This is a genomic window from Streptomyces sp. NPDC104313 (genome assembly GCF_055583985.1).
Genome location: NZ_JBVJMW010000010.1, coordinates 125,747 through 140,686 on the forward strand (window position 1 = coordinate 125,747; position 14,940 = coordinate 140,686).

General features: G+C 71.4%; 12 protein-coding genes and 3 pseudogenes. 8 read left to right on the forward strand and 7 right to left on the reverse strand.

Going from position 1 to position 14,940, the window contains the following annotated elements:
* Positions 1-126 precede the first annotated feature (126 nt).
* Both ACZ60Q_RS23510 and ACZ60Q_RS23515 read left to right on the forward strand, forming a co-directional pair.
* Positions 127-1,566 carry a hemolysin family protein gene (locus ACZ60Q_RS23510; protein WP_469637913.1) on the forward strand — a complete coding sequence of 480 codons (1,440 nt, stop codon included), beginning with the start codon at positions 127-129 and terminating at the stop codon, positions 1,564-1,566.
* Positions 1,563-2,597 carry a hemolysin family protein gene (locus ACZ60Q_RS23515; protein ID WP_469637916.1) on the forward strand — a complete coding sequence of 345 codons (1,035 nt, stop codon included), beginning with the start codon at positions 1,563-1,565 and terminating at the stop codon, positions 2,595-2,597. Before ACZ60Q_RS23510 ends, ACZ60Q_RS23515 begins: the two co-directional genes overlap by 4 nt.
* On the opposite strand, the gene ACZ60Q_RS23520 is transcribed toward ACZ60Q_RS23515, so the two are convergent.
* Both ACZ60Q_RS23520 and ACZ60Q_RS23525 read right to left on the reverse strand, forming a co-directional pair.
* Positions 2,594-2,827 (reverse strand): twin-arginine translocase TatA/TatE family subunit, encoded by a 234-nt coding sequence (locus tag ACZ60Q_RS23520; protein WP_469637919.1) that lies wholly within the window; start codon positions 2,825-2,827, stop codon positions 2,594-2,596. The genes ACZ60Q_RS23515 and ACZ60Q_RS23520 overlap by 4 nt on opposite strands.
* 460 nt (positions 2,828-3,287) lie before the next feature.
* Entirely contained in the window at positions 3,288-4,721 is a 1,434-nt protein-coding gene (locus ACZ60Q_RS23525; protein WP_469637922.1) for a geranylgeranyl reductase family protein, read from the reverse strand.
* 400 nt (positions 4,722-5,121) lie between these two features.
* On the opposite strand from ACZ60Q_RS23525, the gene ACZ60Q_RS23530 reads away from it, so the two are divergent.
* Complete coding sequence (locus ACZ60Q_RS23530) at positions 5,122-5,307, forward strand: hypothetical protein (protein WP_469637925.1); 186 nt, start codon at positions 5,122-5,124, stop codon at positions 5,305-5,307.
* A 33-nt stretch (positions 5,308-5,340) separates the two neighbouring features.
* Here ACZ60Q_RS23530 and ACZ60Q_RS23535 read toward each other — a convergent pair whose 3' ends face one another.
* Positions 5,341-6,039 carry a DNA polymerase ligase N-terminal domain-containing protein gene (locus ACZ60Q_RS23535; protein WP_469637930.1) on the reverse strand — a complete coding sequence of 233 codons (699 nt, stop codon included), beginning with the start codon at positions 6,037-6,039 and terminating at the stop codon, positions 5,341-5,343.
* Between ACZ60Q_RS23535 and ACZ60Q_RS23540 the strand changes: the two are divergent.
* A pseudogene (locus ACZ60Q_RS23540) lies at positions 5,999-6,103 on the forward strand (aldo/keto reductase); the annotation flags it as partial. The gene ACZ60Q_RS23535 and the pseudogene ACZ60Q_RS23540 sit on opposite strands and share 41 nt — an antisense overlap.
* 42 nt (positions 6,104-6,145) lie before the next feature.
* Here the strand turns inward: ACZ60Q_RS23540 and ACZ60Q_RS23545 are convergent.
* The 4 genes and pseudogenes from ACZ60Q_RS23545 to ACZ60Q_RS23560 all read right to left on the reverse strand — a co-directional run bounded on the left by ACZ60Q_RS23545 (position 6,146) and on the right by ACZ60Q_RS23560 (position 8,855).
* Positions 6,146-7,330 (reverse strand): serine/threonine-protein kinase, encoded by a 1,185-nt coding sequence (locus tag ACZ60Q_RS23545; RefSeq protein WP_469637933.1) that lies wholly within the window; start codon positions 7,328-7,330, stop codon positions 6,146-6,148.
* Between the two features lie 265 nt (positions 7,331-7,595).
* Positions 7,596-7,920, reverse strand: a pseudogene (locus ACZ60Q_RS23550) (HAD-IA family hydrolase); the annotation flags it as partial.
* A gap of 16 nt (positions 7,921-7,936) precedes the next feature.
* Positions 7,937-8,440, reverse strand: a complete 504-nt coding sequence (locus ACZ60Q_RS23555; RefSeq protein ID WP_469637935.1) for an Lrp/AsnC family transcriptional regulator — start codon at positions 8,438-8,440, stop codon at positions 7,937-7,939.
* 91 nt (positions 8,441-8,531) lie between these two features.
* Positions 8,532-8,855, reverse strand: coding sequence for a hypothetical protein (locus ACZ60Q_RS23560; protein ID WP_469637938.1), 324 nt, complete (start codon positions 8,853-8,855; stop codon positions 8,532-8,534).
* A 308-nt stretch (positions 8,856-9,163) separates the two neighbouring features.
* On the opposite strand from ACZ60Q_RS23560, the gene ACZ60Q_RS23565 reads away from it, so the two are divergent.
* The 4 genes and pseudogenes from ACZ60Q_RS23565 (at position 9,164) to ACZ60Q_RS23580 (ending at position 14,843) form a co-directional block, all read left to right on the forward strand.
* Positions 9,164-10,669, forward strand: a complete 1,506-nt coding sequence (locus tag ACZ60Q_RS23565) for an FUSC family protein (RefSeq protein WP_469637940.1) — start codon at positions 9,164-9,166, stop codon at positions 10,667-10,669.
* A 412-nt stretch (positions 10,670-11,081) separates the two neighbouring features.
* On the forward strand, positions 11,082-12,875 hold the full coding sequence (locus ACZ60Q_RS23570; RefSeq protein WP_469637942.1) for an acyl-CoA dehydrogenase family protein: 1,794 nt from the start codon (positions 11,082-11,084) through the stop codon (positions 12,873-12,875).
* A 210-nt stretch (positions 12,876-13,085) separates the two neighbouring features.
* A pseudogene (locus tag ACZ60Q_RS23575) lies at positions 13,086-13,406 on the forward strand (3-hydroxyacyl-CoA dehydrogenase family protein); the annotation flags it as partial.
* Between the two features lie 114 nt (positions 13,407-13,520).
* Positions 13,521-14,843: an MFS transporter gene (locus ACZ60Q_RS23580; RefSeq protein ID WP_469637945.1), complete on the forward strand. Its 1,323-nt coding sequence runs from the start codon at positions 13,521-13,523 to the stop codon at positions 14,841-14,843.
* The last annotated feature ends 97 nt before the right edge of the window (positions 14,844-14,940 follow it).

Genomic DNA, 14,940 nt, shown 5'->3' on the forward strand with positions numbered 1-14,940 from the left:
AACCCAGCCGGACAGGAGCCACGCGTTGTCCGCCAGTCCGGGCCCCTCAGGGCCTGACCCCCACCGTCACCGACCCGCGGCCCCCGGCGGGGCCGCCCGCCGCCTCCCGCGCGGGGCGGGTGGCCGATGACCTCCGCCCTGCTCGGTCTGCTGGCCGTGTTCGTCCTCACCGCCGGGACCGGCTACTTCGTGGCCCAGGAGTTCGCGTACGTCTCCGCGGACCGGCTGACCCTAGGCCGGGAGGCCGCGGCCGGGGACAAGAGGGCCGCCCGCGCGGTGAGGGTGCTGGAGCGGCTCTCCTTCATGCTGTCCGGCGCGCAGCTCGGCATCACCGTCACGGGACTCGTCGTCGGCTTCCTCGCGGAACCGTCCGTCTCCGCCCTCCTGCGGCCCGCCCTGAGTGGCACGGGCCTGACCGACGGACTGGTCTCGGGTATCTCCGTGGTGCTGTCGTTCGTGGTGGCGACCGTCATCCAGATGGTCCTCGGCGAACTCGCCCCCAAGAACCTCGCCCTGGCCGTGCCCGAGTCCATGGCGAAGTCCCTCGCTTCCTCCACTCTCATCTATCTGCGGATCGTTGGCCCCGTGGTCCACGTCTTCGACGGCGTCGCCAACCGGCTGCTGCGCCGCATCGGCATCGAACCGGTCGAGGAGCTCCACCACGGCGCGACCCTGGAGGAGCTGGGCCACCTCATCGGCGAATCCCGCGAACAGGGCGAACTCCCGGCCGCCACGGCCGAACTCATGGACCACGCGCTGGAGTTCTCCGAACGGAACCTCGGCGAGGTGATGATCCCGCGCGCCGACGTGGCGTTCGTCCGCAGGGACGCCCTCGCCGCCGAGGCCGTCGAGCTGATCGCCCGGCACGGGCACTCCAACTACCCGGTGCTCGGCGACCACCCGGACGACCCCGCCGGAGTCCTGGGCGTGCGGGAGCTCATGCGGCTGCCCGCCGACGACGTCGGGCGCACCACCGTCGGCTCCCTGGCCCGCCGCCCCCTCCTGCTGCCGGAGCTCCTCAGGCTTCCGGCGGCGGTCGCGCAGATGCGCGAGCGCGACGACGAGTTCGCCGTCGTCCTGGACGAGCACGGCGGCCTGGCCGGGATCGTCACGTACGAGGACATCGCCGAGGAACTCGTCGGGGACATCGCCGACGAGTCCGACACCGTCGTCGAACTCGCGGTCGCCGACGGCTCCGGCTGGATCGTGGACGCGGGCCGCCGCCTCGACGAGGTCGAGGAGGCCACCGGCGTCGTCCTGCCCCAGGAGAGCGACGACTACGACACCTTGGCCGGACTGATCATCGACCGGCTCGGACGCTTCCCCACCGTGGGCGACCGGCTCACCGTCGGCGCGGTCCGGATCGAGGTCCGCACCCTCGACCGGCACGTCGCCGAGTACGTCCGCATCGAACCCACGGGACCTACCGGGCCCGCCGGACCCACGGGACCTATCGGGCCCGCCGGCCCCTCTGAGCCCGCCGGCCCCACTGAACGCACCGGACACACCGAACGCACCGGACCCGGCGAACGCACCGGACCCACCGAACAGGAGCCGCAGGCATGAGCTTCCCCATGGCGCTCTTCGTGACGGTCCTGCTTCTCATCGGCAGCGGATTCTTCGTCGCCGCCGAATTCGCCCTGGTCGCCTCCAAACGGCACCGCATGGAACAGGCCGCCGCCCGGGGGCAGCGCGGGGCCAGGGCCGCGCTCGACGGGATGCGCGAGCTGTCGCTGATGCTCGCGGGGGCCCAGCTCGGCATCACCATCTGCACCCTGGGCCTGGGCTCCGTGTCCAAGCCCGCGATCTCCCACGAACTGGACCCGCTGCTGGAGCGGCTCGGACTGCCCGAGGCCCTCAGTTACGGCATCGCCTTCGCGCTGGCGATGATCGTCGTCGTCTTCCTGCACATGGTGATCGGAGAGATGGCCCCGAAATCCTGGGCCATCGCCCACCCGGAGCGCTCCGCGATGCTGCTGAGCCCGGCTTTCCGTGCCGTGGTGGGCGCCGTACGCCCGCTGATCCGGCTGCTGAACGCGATCAGCAACGCCCTTGTGCGGCTGTGCCGGGTCGCCCCGCGCGACGAACTCGCCTCGGTGCACAACCGCGACCAGCTCACCCATCTGATCGAGGAGTCCGAGCGCCTCGGGCTGATCAGCAAGGGCGACTCCGGACTGATGACCCGGTCCCTGACCGAGCCGGGGACTCCGGTCTCCACCCTCCGGACCCCCGTGGAGCGCATCGCGACGGTCCCGGCGGACGCCGGCCTCGAACAGATCCTGGCCACCGCCGCCGAGGCAGACCGCACCCGTCTGCTGGTACGGGACGGGGAGGAGATCCTCGGATCGGTGCACGCCCGGGACGCCCTCGTGGCCCGCGCCGGAGGCCGGAACGTCCTCGCCCGCGACCTGGCCCGTCCCGTTCCGGAACTGGCCCCGGACGCTACCGCGGCACACGCGGTGGAGCAGTTGCGCGAACGGCGTTCCACGATCGCCGTCGTACGCGACGCGGAGGGCGGGCTCACCGGACTGGTCAGCCTGGACGACCTGCTCGCCCGGCTGCTGCACCCGCCGACGCCCCCCGAGGACGCCCTTTAGGCGTCCCGCCCGCCCTGGTTGTCCCGCTGGGACCGCTCGGCACTCTCCCCGCGGATGACGTGGGGAGAGTGCCGAGGGCCATCGCCGTCCTCGTCCTTGAGTGCCCGCTTCTCGCTCTTGAGGATGCGCGCGGCCTTTCCGGCCGACCTCGTGAGGTCCGGCAGCCGCTTGACGGCCAGCACCGCCACGATCACCAGGAGAAGGATGGTGAGTTCGCCGATCCCGAACATGGTCGCTGCTTTCTCTGGGGCGGAGCGGACGCTGAGCCGGCCCGGCCCCTGACGGGCCCGGCGTACTCAATCTACAGGGCTGTAGAGCAACTGTGTCCGGGGCCGGTGATCGGACGACACCCTCAACCGCCGGGCAACAGCCGCACGGTGGCGCCAGGGAGAGGGGTCCACCCGTGCCCGTGGCGCCGGGTGGACCTCCGGTTCACGGTCGACGAGAGACGCCACCAGCGTCCGGGCCTCGGCGGCCGGCCCCTCCCGGCTCTCCTCGGCAGCGGGGAACGCCGCCGTCTCGATGTCGCCGGCGACCGGGCCGCTTCACGACGGCGTGATCCGTGAACGCGGCGTCGAGACCGGCCGGATCGAATCCGCGAGCCGGTTCCGGAGGGCGAGGCGGGCGGGTCGATGAATCGACAGGTCCGCGGGATGACGGGCCGCGCGCGACTTCTGTCCCCGCCGGCTGTCAGCGCTTGCCGGGCCGGCCGCCGCGCAGGCCCGGATGCGGGCCCGGACGCAGGGCCGGCCTCGGGGCAGGGACGAGGCGAAACGCCGTGTTGAGGACGTGGTCGATCACATCGCGCGAGGGCTTGTCCGTCAGGTCGGTGAGCAGTCGGGCCAGCGTGTTGAGGAGGAACGGCGATCCCATGACGTACCGGTTGAGCACCGGTTGAAAACCCGAGCGGCTGAAGATCAGGTCGGCGGCGGTGTTGCCCAGCCGGTAGTAGCGGCCCCAGCGGCGGTTCATCTCCACCGGGTAACCGCGCAGCACCTGTTCGCGGCGGGGCCCTCGGGGGTGGGCCAGGGCGAGGGCCGCGGTCCCGGCGGCGACCTCGCCCGCCTCCATCGCCTGCGCGATGCCCTCGCCGTTCCAGGGGCTGACCATCCCGCCGGAGTCGCCGACCAGGAGAAGTCCTCGCGCGTACAGCGGATGGCGGTTGAAGCCGAGGGGCAGGGCGGCGCTGCGGACCGGGCCCTCCGCGTTCTCCTCGCGCAGTCCCCACTCCTCCGGGGTCCGGGCCAGCCACTGGTCCAGGGTGGTGCGCAGGTCCGCCTTGCCGTGCCACCGGTGGGGAAGCGCCCCGAGCCCGACGTTGACCCGGCCGTCTCCCATCGGGAAGATCCAGCCGTAGCCGGGAAGGTACGGGCCCCCGTCCGGGAATCGGAGGTCGGCCCACAGCTCCAGGTACTCCTCCTGGGACCGTTCGGGGCTGCGGTAGTAGCGCCGGGCGGCCGTCGCGATCTGCCGCCGGGGATCCCGCTCCAGACCCAGCGCCAGGGCGAGGCGGGCGGATGCCCCGTCGGCGGCGATGACGACCGGCGCGCGGAAGTCGACCGCCTCCGGGACGTCCGGGGAGTCCGAGGAGGCGGAGACCCCCGTGACCCGGCCCGCCCGGTCCGTCAGCGGGCGCTCCGCTTTCCAGCCGCTGTACAGCCGGGCCCCGGCCGCCACGGCGTGCCGGGCCAGGATGTCGTCGAAATCGTGCCGGCTGCGGGAGAGCCCGAAATCCGGATAGCGGCCCAGCGCGGGCCAGTCGATGTGCACCCGGTGCTCCCCGGCCACCCAGCGCATACCGCGGACACGCGTCCAGCCCGGTGCGGTGATGTCGACGCCCATCCGGATGAGCTGGTGCACCGCGCGCGGGGTGAGACCGTCGCCGCACACCTTCTCCCGGGGGAAGCGGGCCTTCTCCAGCAGGATCACGTCCACACCGGCCCGCGCCAGGTGATACGCGGCCGAGGAGCCGGCGGGTCCCGCCCCCACCACGATCACCTGGGCGTCCTCACCGTTACGGGGCACCTCCCGCGCGTCTTCGGTACGGGTCACCTTCCGGGCGTCTCCCGTAGTGGGAGCTTGCCGTGCGTCCGTCGTTGTCGGGTCCGGTGGCAGTTCCCGCATCACAACCCCTTCGTCCCAACGGCCGTTGCTCCTGCCGGGGCGGCGGCGGCCCAGGGCAACATCATCGATCAGGACGGGCCGGGGCGGTACCGGCGTCGGAAAACTTCAGGCGACCGGGTGAACCGGCCGTCCACGCTCCGTCGGTGACCGCCCCGCCGGGCGAAACGATCATCGACGCCCTCGACCGGGCCGACGCCGCTCTGCTCGCTCGGCGCCGCTGCCTTCCCGCCGGAACTGCTCGGCCGGATGGTCCCGCACACCGCACACCGCACACCGCACATCGCGCACCGAACCCCGCACCCCGGATTCGGCACCTGGGCCTCACCCTCCTCGTCGAACGTGTGGACACCCCGGACACCCCGGACGCCGTGGGCGGGGTCGGGTCGGGCATCTTGCCCTGGTGGCACGCCTGTTGCCCGATTCCCCGGACACCGTTGCCGCCCACGAACGCCCGGCGGCCCAAGCCCTGTTGGGCCACTGGCTCGGCCTGGCCGGTAGCACCGCCGAGGGTGGGTTCCGCGCCCGGCCCGACCGGCGGCCCCTCTGCGCGGACGTGCTCGCCGAGATCTCCGGCACGGGGGCCTGACGGGCCACACGAGCGTCACCCGAGGATGTGCGGTCAGCCCCCGGGCCCCCGGGACGCCGCCGCGGCGACCTGGTGCAGCGTGCGCCCCGTACGGGCGGACCGGGCGTGGTACGGGTCGGGGGAACCGGGCCTGCCGCGAACGGCGAGGTGGTCGTCGGCCTTGATCAGCAGCCATGCCTCGTGGCCGCCGCTGTCCGGCTCGTCGCCCTTCTGGATGCGGGTCAGCGCGAACTCGCCGTGCAGCTTCGCCCCGTACAGCCAGAACGTCGCATGGCCGAGCGTGAGGGACTCGGCGAAGGGGACCGAGCCGCCCTGTCCGTCGTGCCCGAGCGGCCGGTAGGTGCCCTGGTCCCAGACGATGACCGTGCCGCTGCCGGATTCGCCCCGGGGGATGACCCCTTCGAACTCGCGGTACTCCAGAGCGTGATCCTCCGTCGGTACGGCGAGCCGGCGGTCGCTGGGGTTCTCCGAGGGTCCGCGCGGCACCGCCCAGGACTTCAGTGCTCCGTCGACCTCCAGCCGGAAATCGAAGTGCGGGCGTCGCGCGTCGTGGATCTGCACGACGAAGTGGGGTCGCGGTGTGCCGTCGTTCTCCACGTCGTGCTCCCTTCGTGGCTCCGGCCGGTCTCGCCGGTCCGTGTCTCCACTGTGCGGCTGCCCGGGACGAAGCGCACGATGAGTCGTCAGCCTTGACGCGGCGGCGGCTGCCCCGCCGCCGCTGCCGCAGTCCATGCTGGACGCGGTGCGGGATCTGTACGACCGGTCGATCCGCGCGGAGGTCCACGACCGCTGGTGACGAAGGGCGGCACCGGAGCGGGCGGGGAGGAGCGGGCGGGACTCAGTCGTCCTGCTCGTCGTCCCCGCTCTGCCGGCCGCCGTCCTGCCGGCCTTGTTGGTCCTGCTGCTGTCCGCCGCCTTCGCGGACGTCCTGCGAGGGGCCCGGGGAGGGACTCTGATCCGGCGTTCCGGCAGAGCTGGAGTCCGGGGAGAAAAGGATCATTCCTAGATACACGGCGGCCAGGAACGTCGCCGTGCCCGCGATGAGGCTGGCCACCCTGGGCCGACGCCGTATCGCCTCACGGGTGCTGCGACGACGGGCCGGAGCCGACCGGGTCGGCGCCTGCCGTCTTCGCCCCGTGGGCCCCGGAAGCCGGTACGTCGTCGGGCCGACCGGCGCCGGGGGCCCGGCGGGGGAGGGCCCCGGTGCCATGGGGGCGGACGCCCGGTGGGACGTGGGCGTCTGCATGGGGAGGGGCTCCGGCCGGCCGCGCCAGGCGTCGGTGCGGAACCAGTCGGAGACCTGCTGCGCGGTGGGCCGCTCCTCGGGCTGCTTGGCCAGCAGGCCGAGGAGATAGGAGTCGAAGGCGGCGGAGATCTCCACGCCGCGCTGCCGCAGCGGGACCGGCGGGGTGTCGACATGCTGATACAGCGTGGCGGTCGCGGTGTCGGACTTGAACGGCGGCTGCCCGAGAAGCAGTTGATAGACGACGCAGCCCAGGGAGTACATGTCGGAAGCGGAGTCGGCGGTACGTCCCAGCGCCCGCTCGGGGGCCAAGTAGAGGCTCGTGCCGACGATGTGACCGGCCGTCGTCAGCGCGGTCGAGGGATCGTCGACGAACTGGGCGATCCCGAAGTCGCCGATCTTCACCGAGCCGTCCGCGTCCAGCATCAGGTTGCCCGGCTTGATGTCGCGGTGGACGATGCCCTGGCGGTGCGCGGCGGCCAGCCCGGCGGCCGCCTGGCCCGCGATCAGGGCGACCTGTTCGGGATGGACCCGCTCCTGGGCGGCCAGCAGGTCCCCGAGGCTCTGCCCCTCGACCAGCTCCATCACCAGGAAGAACCGGTCCTCCCAGGCGCCGAAGTCGAACACGGCCACCAGGTGCGGATGGCTCAACCTGGCGGCGGTCTGCGCCTCCAATCGGAAGCGGGCGGTCGACGAGGCATCCGCCTGGTCCCCCAGCAGCAGCTTCACGGCCACGGCGCGCCCCAGCACCTCGTCCGTGGCGCGCCACACCTCGCCCATGCCGCCACGACCGATGGGGGATACCAATCGGTACCGACCAGCTACCAGCACCTGTACACCTATCTCGAATTGTGGCCCGCTCCGGCTGCCGGCCCCCGTGGTTCCCGGTCTCCGGCGGAGTCCTGGGCGGAGCGGCGAACGACATCATCAGGATATCGGTCCGGCGGAGCCCCGATGCCCCGACGGCCCTTTCGCCGGGCTCTGCTGACGGCCCGATACCCCTCCTCGCCCGCCCCGGCGCCGGGAGCGCCCGCCGGACCCCGGTTCAGCCGAGCAGCCGGTGGTACGCGACATCGGCCCTGAACGCCGACTGCCCGCCCGTGAACAGCAGGTCGGCGGTCTCGAACGCCGGGTCGGACGCGGTCCCCGGCACGTATGGGGACGGCGAAGCGCCGCATGCCCGCCGCGTGGCCGGCCGCCGCTCCGGGCGGGGCGTCCTCCAGCCCCACGCGGTCCGCCGGCTCCGCCTCCATCCGCTGTGCCGTCTCCAGGAACTCGTCCGGCTCCGGCTTGCCGTGCGCGACCTCCTCGGCGGAGACGTACAGCGGGATGTACGCGTCGATCCCGGTCCCCGCGAGGACCGCCCCGAGCACAGGAGGGTCACCCCTACCCGGGTGCGGGACCCGACCGGTCCCGGTCGCCCGCCGCCCGCCCCACGGATTCCACCAGCGGCAGCACCCGGTGCGCCACCCGCTCGCGCAGCGCCACATCGGTCCGCGTCCTGACGACCCCCGGGAGCTGGATCAGCCGCTGGATCACGTCTTCCAGGTGCCCGGCGTCCCGGGCGACGACGCGGGTCAGCAGATCGCCTCCGCCCGTCGTCGAGAACGCCTCGATGATCTCGGGCACGGCCGCCAGAGCGTCGCCGACCTCGACCAGATGCCCCTGCGTGACCTCCAGGTGGACGAAAGCGAGCACGGGATGGCCGAGCGCGGCGGGGGAGAGGGTCGGCCCGGTACCGGTGATCACCCCGTCGCGCTCCAGCCGGTCGAGCCGGGCCTGCAGGGTGCCGCGGGCCACGCCGAGGATGCGCGCGTACTCACGGACGCTGGTTCGCGGCTGCTCGATCAACAGGCGCAGGATCCGGGTGTCGAGAGCGTCCACCGTCATGATCCGCAGATCTCCTTCCGAGCCGTCCGGTGCGGCCCCGACTGTACCCAGGGCGAGGGACCCCGCGGCGCCGAGGCCCTACGGCGGCGCGTCAGCCGTAGGGAGACGACAACCAGACCATCAGCGCGGCCGTCAGGACGAACTGGGCCATGGCGGCGCCCCAGTACCGTCCCCAGCACAGGGCGGGCACCACAGCCGCCAGCACGCCGCCGCTCCCCACCAGCTCCACCATCGGAACGGCGGCTTCCGTACCGTTGTGCGCGGCGGCCCAGCCGCCCATGCCGACCACGAGCCAGGCGTAGCCGCCGACGAGCGCGTCGAACGGCAGAAGGGCCAGGAACACCAGGAGGTTCGCCGCTCCGCTCCGCGGTTCACGCTCGTCCCGGATTCCGTCCGCGCGCATGTCCATGTCCATGTCGGCATCGTGCGCCGCCCGCACCGTCCGGGGATGAGTACGCGTACTCATCCCCCTCGCCCCGCACCGGAACCCAGCCGTCCGGTCCCCTGCGTGCGGCGGTCGGGGAGCGCTGCCCGTTCCGAGTGGTCCGTTGGCATGCTATTGGTTGAGCGTTCGAGAGATATGTTGGGCCATTGGTACATAGTTATCCTTTCGATTTGATCCAAGAGCCCGATAGATGCTGCAATGGATCCATCGATGGCGCTGCGGACTTCCGCGGCGCCTTTTTCATGCGAGTTCTGCGGAGACGCGGAAGGGGCGGAAGCGTGCTGAAGAGGGTGCTCGTGGCGCCGGACCCGGGGCGGGTGCGGCTGCGCTTCGCCGGCCGTGGCGTTCTCGGCATCAGCCTCGCGGTCGCGCTGTGCGGCCTTGCCGGGCACTCGCTGGTGGCGGCCATCACGGGCGGCCTGGCCGCTCTGCTGGCCCTCTTCACTGTCACGGATGCGGACGTCCGTGCTCAGGGCCTGACCACCGCGCTGTTGCCGGCGATCGGATTCCCGGTGCTGGCGCTCGCGAGTGGATTGCATGATGTTCCGCTGGTCCGGGACCTGGCTTTCCTGGCAGTGATCGGTGCGGGAGTCTTCGCGCGACGGTGGGGACCTCGAGGGAACGCTCTCGGGATCTTCGCGTTCATGATGTTCTTCATCGCCCAGTTCCTGCACGCCACTCCCACCCAGTTGCCCGAGCTTTTCACCGCTGTCGTTCTTTCCCTGCTGGTCTCCTCGGCGGTCCGTTTCGGTCTGTGGTGCTTCGAGCGCCGCTATCCGCCCGCGGTTGTGCCTGCTCCGGCGGGAGGGCGGGGTCTGGAACGTGTGACGACCCGCCAAGCGATACAGGCGACTGTGGCGTGCGCGTTCGCTCTGGGGGCGGGGCAGGTGTTGTCGCAGGACCGCTGGTACTGGGCGGTGGGCACGGCCTGGTGGATTTTCGTGAACACCGCGTCGCGCGGTGAGACCCTGGTGCGCGGATTCCGCCGGGTTCTGGGCACCGTTCTGGGAATTCCCGCCGGATTGCTCATCGCGATTCCCCTCCACGGCGACCTCACGGGCACGGCGATCCTGGTGGCGCTGTGCGTCTTCGGGATCTTCTACACGGCCGCCGTGTCGTACTCCTGGATGATCTTCGCCGTCACCTTGATGGTCTCCCTTCTCTACGGACTGCTCGGGGTCCTGAACCCTGGGCTGCTGGTGCTGAGGCTGGTGGAGACCGGGGTCGGGGCGATCGGGGCTGTCTTCGCGGTGCTGCTGGTGCTTCCCGTCACCACGCACGCGACGACCCATTCCTGGATCCAGCGCGCACTGAGTTGTGTTCACGCGTGCACCGCCCAGGCCGCCGCACGTCTTGCCGGCACCCCGGGCGCCGACCCCGAGCCCCACATCGCTGAGCTCGAACTCCTGCTGGGGCGGGTACGGCTCTCCCTCGCGCCCCTGGTTCACCCACTCAACCCGCTGCGCGCCCGCAAGGCTCGCGCCCGCAGAGTCCTGGCCCTGCTCGACGACTGCGCCCGCGAGGTCCGCAGCCTGGCTCTCGTCGCCGCCGACCCCGACGCCTCGCACGACGCCCGCCTCGCGGCTGCCTGCTGGCGGGTCCAGTCCGCAGTCGAGATCCTCACCGCGCCCCGGCCCGGGGCGATCGCCACAGCGCCCGTCCCCGCGCATCGCTCCACTGCGGCAGAGCCTGCCCTCGCCCACCTCCACGACCTGGAACATGCCCTCGCCGAACTCGTCAGCCCGCTGAGTCACGCTCCTTACGCGGCGTCGACCAACGCCTGAAGTGCGGAGTCAGGGGGGCATGGGCACACATCGACCACGCACACGCCGTGCTCGGAGAAGGTGGTGCGGCACAGCGGGCTGACGAAACCGCGCTCGCCTTCCCGGCCGTGCGGACTCCGATGGCGTCCGGGGTTCCTGGCTCGATGCCGCGCGGAGGGAAAAGGCTCCCTACGCTTTCCCGCGGGATGTGGTGAGCCCTTCGTATGGTTGACCCGCCCAGGGGCGCCGGGTGTGGTTCACATCGCGTTTCGAGCCGGAGCGACCCGCCCGGGCCCTGACCGTGATCGCGCCCAACGGCCACCGTGTGGGTGGAAGCGAGGGACGGAGCGGGCGGCTACCGTGTTTTCGACCAGCTCAATCGTGTTGATCATCACTCCGTCGGACGTGATCGATCAGGCTAGTTTTCTCGAGTGTGACTGCCTCTCAGATTCCGAATATCGCACCCGCCTTCGCCTCGCCTGTCTCCGCCGCGCTCGCCGAAGTCTTGTTCGCCGGTCAGCTGGGCACAACCCACGACCGGTGGAGGAACCTCTTCAGCTCCTCCCCGTTCCGTTTCCAGGAGGGGCTGACCCACCGAGAACGCATAGACCTGAGCTACGACCGGCTCCGGCTCGTCAACGAGGCGGCAGAGGCTCCCTATGTCCTCGCGAACAATCCGGTCGAACTCACCGCCGTCCACGAGTGGGCGGGTACGGTCGACCCGGGCATGGCCACTATCGTCGCCATCCACTACAACCTTTTCCTCGGGAGCCTGGCGGACCACGAGGCGGCCGGGCGCGACCTGGGCGAGTACGTCCGCGCGGACCGCATAGGGACGTTCCTCTGTACCGAGGTTGCCCATGGCAATGACGCCGCGCATATGGAGACCACGGCGACGTTCGACCGGGCGGCGCGTGAATTCGTGCTGCGCACCCCGCATGCCGGGTCGCAGAAGTTCATGCCCAACACCGGCCCGGCCGGAGGGGCGAAGGGGGCCGTCGTCGCGGCCCGCCTGATCGTCGACGGCACCGACCACGGCGTCTTTCTGTTCCTGGTGCCGCTCAGCGACAGCGAAGGCAGCCCGTTGCCGGGTGTGGAGGTACGGCTGCTGCCCCAGACGGCCAGCAGCCCCGTCGACCACTGCGCCACGACGTTCCACGATGTCCGCCTCCCGCACAGCGCTCTTCTCCAGGGCGACCACGGCCACCTCACCCCGGACGGCGAATTCACCAGCACGCTCGGCAGCCCCCGTCGGCGGTTCCTCCAGTCCATCGGACGGGTCACGATGGGCAAGCTCTGCATGACCGCCCACAGCCTCGGCGTCATGCGTCACGCTCTCGACGTCGCCATGCGCTACGCCCATGTCCGGGTCACCTCGGGCATGACGAACGGGCAGCGCGTGCCGCTGATCGCCCACCGAGGCCACCACACGCCGCTGCTCGACGCCACGGCGACGACCTACGCCGCCACGCTGCTCCAGCGGTCGGTCGTGCGGCAGTGGGACCAGGCGACCGGCGGGGAACGCGAGGCGTACGAGCGGCTGACGGCGATCAGCAAGGCCTGGATCACCTGGCGGGCCCGCGCGGTCATGACCGAGTGCCGCGAGCGGTGCGGCGCCCAGGGCCTGATCCAGGCCAACGGCATCGCGCTACAGCTCGCCTCCATCGAGGGCACGATCACGGCCGAGGGCGACAACAAGGTCATCATGGAGAAGGCCGGGGGCGAGATGCTGCTCGGCGGCGTCGACCTCAAGCCGGAGAGCGAGCTCGCGCCCGAGGACCGGGAGCTGACCGACCCCCAGTACCTCCAGGACCTCCTGGCCGACATCGAGCGCATTTCCCACACCCGTGCGAAAGCCCGGCTCCGGCAGCGCGCCGCATCCCCGCTGGCCCGCTGGAACGCGACCGTGACTCCCGCCGTCGCGCTGGCCGACGCCCACGTCCACCGGCTCGCCGCTGAGTCCCTGCTGACCGCCGCTGATCAGGTTCCCTCCGGGCTTCCGGCGGACCTGCTGCGCGGGCTGCACGCCCTGTTCGCCCTGCGCCGGGTCGCCGCGCACAGCGGAGACCTGCTGGCACGCGGGCGGATGACGGCCCATCAGGTCGAGGACCTGCCCGACGCGGTCGACACGGTCCTCCGCTTCCTGGAGCCCCACGCGCTGCCCCTCACCCGCGCCTTCGCCATACCCGAGGCGATACTGGAGACACACCCGATGCTCAGCGCCTGACCAGCAGGACAGAGGAAAGCAGGCCCCCTGGCCACCGGTCAGGGGAGGCGGCCGGAAGGACGGGCAGAGGTAGAGGGCCCGGTGCGTCGTGTGAGTGAACGCGTCGCCGGAGCTCAGGGCGTGGCAGGACCGATCGCCGTGGTCGCGTACGCGGCGTGCTGCGCGACCTCGAGGGAGACCCCCCACTCCGGCCCGCCGGTGCCGCATCCCGCCGTGCGCATCCTGGAGTCCGGTGTCGCCTCCGACGACGACAGCGACATCGACAGCAGCAGCGACAGCGACAGCGACATCGACAGCGACAACGGGATGGTCCTCGGCCGCGCCCACCCCATGGGTCCGCTGCGACGGCTCGACCTCATCGGGCTCGGCACCGCGCGGGCCATCGCGGAGTCGATGTACGAGGAGTCGGAGAGCCCCTGTGTGCCCCCGCCGCCGCTACTGCGTCGCACGGTGGCCGCGGGCACGCTCGGACGGAAGACGGGGCGAGGCTTCCGTGTGCATGACGGGATAGGTCAAGTTAATGACTGGTAACCCATAGTCAGGAATCTGATCGTTATCGAGCGAAACGACCTACCCCTTGTTTGGTCAGGTTAGTGGTGTTTCACTTCACGGGCTGTCCAGGCAACGTCGCAAGGAGGCCCCCGCATGGCCGTTGATCAGCATGCCCAGTCCGGTTCCGTTCCCGTCGGGGAGGTGACCGGCTCGCCGGCCGCCATCAGCAGGAAGGCGTGGGTGGTTCTCGCCCTGCTGGTCTGCCTGATGCTCGTCAACTACGCCGACAAGGTCGTCGTGGGGCTCGCCGGGGTGGACATCAAGAGGGACCTCGGACTCGACGACGCCCGGTTCGGAGTCATCCAGAGCAGCTTCTTCTGGCTCTTCGCCGTCGGATCCGTTCTCGGGGGATGGCTCGGAGGCAAGGTCAAGGCGCGGTGGCTGCTGGCCGGTATCGCCGCCGTGTGGGCGCTCAGTCTCGCCCCGCTGGCGGCGCAGGCGAGCTTCACCATGATCATCGCCTGCCGCGTGCTGCTCGGTTTCGCCGAGGGGCCGACGACGGCCCTGGCGATGCAGGTGGCCCACTCCTGGTTCCCCGCCCACAAGCGGGCCGTACCGAGCTCGATCGTCGTCGCGGGGGCGGGTATCGGCCCGCTCGTCGCGGCGCCCGTGCTCACATGGGTGATCGCCGAATACTCATGGCACATGGCGTTCGGGGTCCTCGCGGCCTTCGGGGCCGTCGTCGCGCTCGTGTGGCTGCTCGCCGGCGAATCCGGGCCGGAGGCCGCGTCGGCCGGTCACGGAGCGGCGGAGGTCACCGTGACGCTGCCCGACCGAGTGCCGCTGGGGCGGCTTTTCCGTACCGGCACGCTCATCGGCATGATGCTGCTCTTCTTCGTCGCGTACGCCAACACCTCGGTGAAGGTCAGTTGGCTCCCGCTCTACCTCCGGGAGGGGCTCGGCTATGACGCGAAGACGGCGGGCGACCTCGTCGTCCTTCCCTACCTCGGCAGCGCCGTCGCGGTGATCGTCGTCGGTGTGGTCTCGCGAGCCCTGACCAAGCGTGGGGTCGCCAACCGCGTGGCGCGAGGCATCCTGCCCGCCGCGCTGGTCCTCGCCTCCGGCGTATGCACCGTCGGCTTCTCGGCGCTGGACCGGGGCGCGCCGCAGATGGTGCTCCTGGTCCTCGGCTCGTGCCTCAATTCCGCGGGATACGGCGTTGCCTTCGCCGGTCTCGCCGACGTCGTACCGGCGAAGCAGCGAGGCGTCGTGTTCGGCATCGTCACCGGCGTCTACAGCCTCGGCGGTGTCATCGCCCCGATCGTGATCGGCCGTCTGGTCGCCTCCGGGGACTCCGTCGCCGCCGGGTACGGCGACGGCTTCCTGGTCCTCGGCGTGACGATGATCATCGGCGCGACCGTCGCCCTCCTCCTCAGCCACCCGGACCGGGACGCGGCCCGACTGGCCGCCGCCTGACCCGGCCTCGCGGCCCTTCGCCCGCCGTACGGAAGCTCCCGTACGGCGGGCGTGTTCGTGGTGAGCGCAACATCACATAGCCGGACGTCGAGTGGCG

What these genes read in the sequence shown, in the direction of transcription:
- ACZ60Q_RS23510 (WP_469637913.1), top strand. Translation starts at nt 127, where the DNA reads ATGACCTCCGCCCTGCTCGGTCTGCTGGCCGTGTTCGTCCTCACCGCC.
- ACZ60Q_RS23515 (WP_469637916.1), top strand. Translation starts at nt 1,563, where the DNA reads ATGAGCTTCCCCATGGCGCTCTTCGTGACGGTCCTGCTTCTCATCGGC.
- ACZ60Q_RS23520 (WP_469637919.1), bottom strand. Translation starts at nt 2,827, where the DNA reads ATGTTCGGGATCGGCGAACTCACCATCCTTCTCCTGGTGATCGTGGCG.
- ACZ60Q_RS23525 (WP_469637922.1), bottom strand. Translation starts at nt 4,721, where the DNA reads ATGCGGGAACTGCCACCGGACCCGACAACGACGGACGCACGGCAAGCT.
- ACZ60Q_RS23535 (WP_469637930.1), bottom strand. Translation starts at nt 6,039, where the DNA reads ATGGACTGCGGCAGCGGCGGCGGGGCAGCCGCCGCCGCGTCAAGGCTG.
- ACZ60Q_RS23545 (WP_469637933.1), bottom strand. Translation starts at nt 7,330, where the DNA reads ATGGGCGAGGTGTGGCGCGCCACGGACGAGGTGCTGGGGCGCGCCGTG.
- ACZ60Q_RS23555 (WP_469637935.1), bottom strand. Translation starts at nt 8,440, where the DNA reads ATGACGGTGGACGCTCTCGACACCCGGATCCTGCGCCTGTTGATCGAG.
- ACZ60Q_RS23560 (WP_469637938.1), bottom strand. Translation starts at nt 8,855, where the DNA reads ATGGACATGGACATGCGCGCGGACGGAATCCGGGACGAGCGTGAACCG.
- ACZ60Q_RS23580 (WP_469637945.1), top strand. Translation starts at nt 13,521, where the DNA reads ATGGCCGTTGATCAGCATGCCCAGTCCGGTTCCGTTCCCGTCGGGGAG.